This is a genomic window from Archangium sp. Cb G35 (genome assembly GCF_001896145.1).
In the GTDB taxonomy this organism is placed as follows: domain Bacteria; phylum Myxococcota; class Myxococcia; order Myxococcales; family Myxococcaceae; genus Archangium; species Archangium violaceum.
The window spans coordinates 326,724-329,513 of sequence record NZ_MPOI01000008.1; the positions used below are offsets into that span (position 1 = coordinate 326,724).

3 protein-coding genes are annotated in these 2,790 nt (G+C 69.2%); all 3 read right to left on the bottom strand.

Translation table 11 applies throughout. The features are described 5' to 3' along the window. Nucleotides 1-4: 4 nt before the first annotated feature. From BO221_RS25495 to BO221_RS25505, 3 genes are read right to left on the bottom strand one after another with little or no spacing between them, the layout of a single operon-like run. Nucleotides 5-985: an aldo/keto reductase gene (locus tag BO221_RS25495; RefSeq protein ID WP_073563272.1), complete on the bottom strand. Its 981-nt coding sequence runs from the start codon at nt 983-985 to the stop codon at nt 5-7. Between the two features lie 27 nt (nt 986-1,012). Further along, on the bottom strand, nt 1,013-2,023 hold the full coding sequence (locus BO221_RS25500) for a M28 family peptidase (protein WP_073563090.1): 1,011 nt from the start codon (nt 2,021-2,023) through the stop codon (nt 1,013-1,015). Then, on the bottom strand, nt 2,020-2,559 hold the full coding sequence (locus tag BO221_RS25505) for a hypothetical protein (protein ID WP_143195668.1): 540 nt from the start codon (nt 2,557-2,559) through the stop codon (nt 2,020-2,022). Before BO221_RS25505 ends, BO221_RS25500 begins: the two co-directional genes overlap by 4 nt. Nucleotides 2,560-2,790 lie beyond the last annotated feature (231 nt).

Genomic DNA, 2,790 nt, shown 5'->3' on the forward strand with positions numbered 1-2,790 from the left:
GCGCCTACATCCCGCGCACGGCGTGCGGCTGGTAGGGCGCCTCGAGCGCCTTCACCTCGTCCGCGCCGAGCGTCACGTCCACCGAGCGGATGGCCGCCTCCAGGTGCTCCAGCTTCGTGGCGCCGATGATGGGCGCCACCACCGCTGGCTTGGAGTGCAGCCACGCCAGGGACACCTCGGCGGGCGTGTTGCCCCGGGCCGCCGCCACCTTCTTCACCGCCTCCACCACGTCCCAGTCGTGCGGATTGTCGTAGAGCGCCGTCGCGAACGCGTCCGAGCCCGCTCGCGCCGTGGCCTGCTTGTCATCCAGCGACTTGCGCGTGCCCGCCAGCAGCCCTCGCGCCAGTGGCGACCACGGAATCACCCCGATGCCCTCCGCCTCGCACAGGGGCATCATCTCCCGCTCCTCCTCGCGGTAGACGAGGTTGTAGTGGTTCTGCATCGACACGAAGCGCGCCCAGCCGTTGCGCTCCGAGAGGCTCAGCGCCTTCGCGAACCTCCACGCCGCCGAGGAGCTCGCGCCGATGTAACGGACCTTCCCCTGCCGCACCAACTGGTCCAGCGCCGCCAGCGTCTCCTCCAGCGGCGTCTCCGGATCCATCCGGTGGATCTGGTACAGGTCGATCGTCTCCACCCCGAGCCGCTTCAGGCTCGCCTCGCAGGCCTGCACCACGTTCTTGCGTGACAGGCCCCCCATGTTGGGCCCGTCCGTCATGGGGAAATACACCTTGGTGGCGAGCACCACCTCCTCCATCCGCGCGTACTTGCGCAGCGCGCGGCCGGTGACCTCCTCGCTCACCCCGAGCGAGTACATGTTCGCCGTGTCGAAGAAGTTGATGCCGGCTTCCACCGCGCGCTGGAAGAAGGGCTGCGAGGCCGCTTCGTCCAGCACCCACGGGCGCCAGCTGGGAGTGCCATAGCTCATGCACCCCAGACAGATGCGCGACACCTTCAGACCGGTATGACCCAGGTTGGCGTATTTCATGCCCTCACCCTGCCACACCGGTGCGAGTCAGGGCAGCGGACCTTCCGCCCAGTAGGCGATTCCCGCCGCGGACAGCCTGGTGACGCCCGCGAGGAAGTCGTAGTCCAGCGTCGAGGGCACGTCCGTTTCCCGGTGATAGTGGGGGTTGCGGAAGTTGGCGGTGTCCGTGATGAAGAGCGCGCTGTGCCCCGCCAGCCAGAAGGGGGCGTGATCGCTGCGCATGAGGTTGCCCGAGAACGGACCGGAGCCGTCGATCGGCGCCACCGCGCCCCGGAGCGGCACGAAGTCCAGCCGGCTCCCCAGCGCGTACAGCTCCTCCAGCCGGGGACGCGACTGCTCGTTGGCGATGGCGGCGATGAAGTCCCCCGTGTTGGGAATGGGGAAACCGGGCAGATCCAACTGCGCTCCCGGGCGCGCGTCCTTGTAGCCGATGCAGTCGAAGACGATGGAGGCGACGATCTCCTCTCCCGGCAGCGAGCGCACGAAGCGCGTGCTTCCCACCAGGCCGAGCTCCTCCATGTCGAAGCCCACGAAGCGGATGGTGCGCGCGAAGCGCTTGCCCGCCGCCAGCCGCGCCATCTCCATCATGGCCGCCACGCCCGAGCTGTTGTCATCCGCGCCCGCGTGGAATGAGTCGTAATGCGCCCCCACCACCACCACCTGCTCGGGGTGCTCGGTGCCGCGCAGCTCGGCGATGACGTTGGTGGTAGGCAACGTCGGGCCTTCCACGTTCTGATCGCTGATCGTGTAGCCGAGGGACTCGAAACGGGCACGGATCAGCAGGCGGGCCTTCTCCCGGGTGAGGTTGCACACCGGCTGGTGTTCCAGGTTGACCTGCTCCAGGTCGAAGGCAGAGCAGTCGATCGGGGTGTCCTCGAGGTGGGCTCTCGCCAGGTTGAGCACGTCCGCCTCCAGGCGGGACTTCTCCACGCCCGCGCCGAAGTCTCCCGCCCGGACAACGGCGGTCTCCTCGACGGGTGGGCGCGAGGCGCAGGCATTCACAGCGAGCAACAGCAGGGCGGCGCGCAGGGCTCTCACAGCATCACCCCCACCTGGAGCAGGCCGAGCTGCAGACGCATCAGCGAGCCGGGCCGGGGCGTGAGCAGGGTGCCCCATTGGAGCTCGAGTGCACTCGCGGTGAAGCGGCCGAAGGCGAAGCGCAGCGGCGCGGCGTGGATGGCCGCGTAGACGGGCCCGAAGCGATTGGCCCGGGTATCGGGGTAGTCCGGGGGGAAACCCGTGTTGGACGCGGCCACGACACGCAGACCGCTCAACCCCAGCTCCGGGCCCACCGCCGGCCGCCACACTCCCATCTCCGCGGTGAGCTGGGCGCGGGCGTAGACCTCGAGCGGCGGGTTGCCCCCCGCCGAACTGAAGTTCCAGCGTATGCCGCCCCCGAACCGCCAGCCGCCGCCGGTCTCGTAGGCATAGGCGGCCTCGAGACCCGGCCGGTGGGGCAGGGCGAGCGACAGCCCACTCGAGGAGAACATGTTCCCCCCGAGGGACAGCTCATGTCCGGAGGCCGAGGCCATTCCCGGGAGCAGTACGGCGGCGAGCATCATCCAATGGCGCATAGGCGCGGCACTCTAGCTCCTCCGCGAGTAAAGGGGCGCGCGCCCGCAGTCCCAGCGGGCTGGCGTCGGTTCACACCGGGAGTCTTGGAGCCTCGATGGCCCTGCGTCTAAGGTGGCGTCCGAGAAACACAGGGGGCAGGAAGAGCTTGTCGGAACCGCTCGGCCCCTGACGGCCGTGTGGTTTCCGTGCCGGGTTCCTCATGCCCTCCGAGCCCCCGCTCGTGAGGTCCC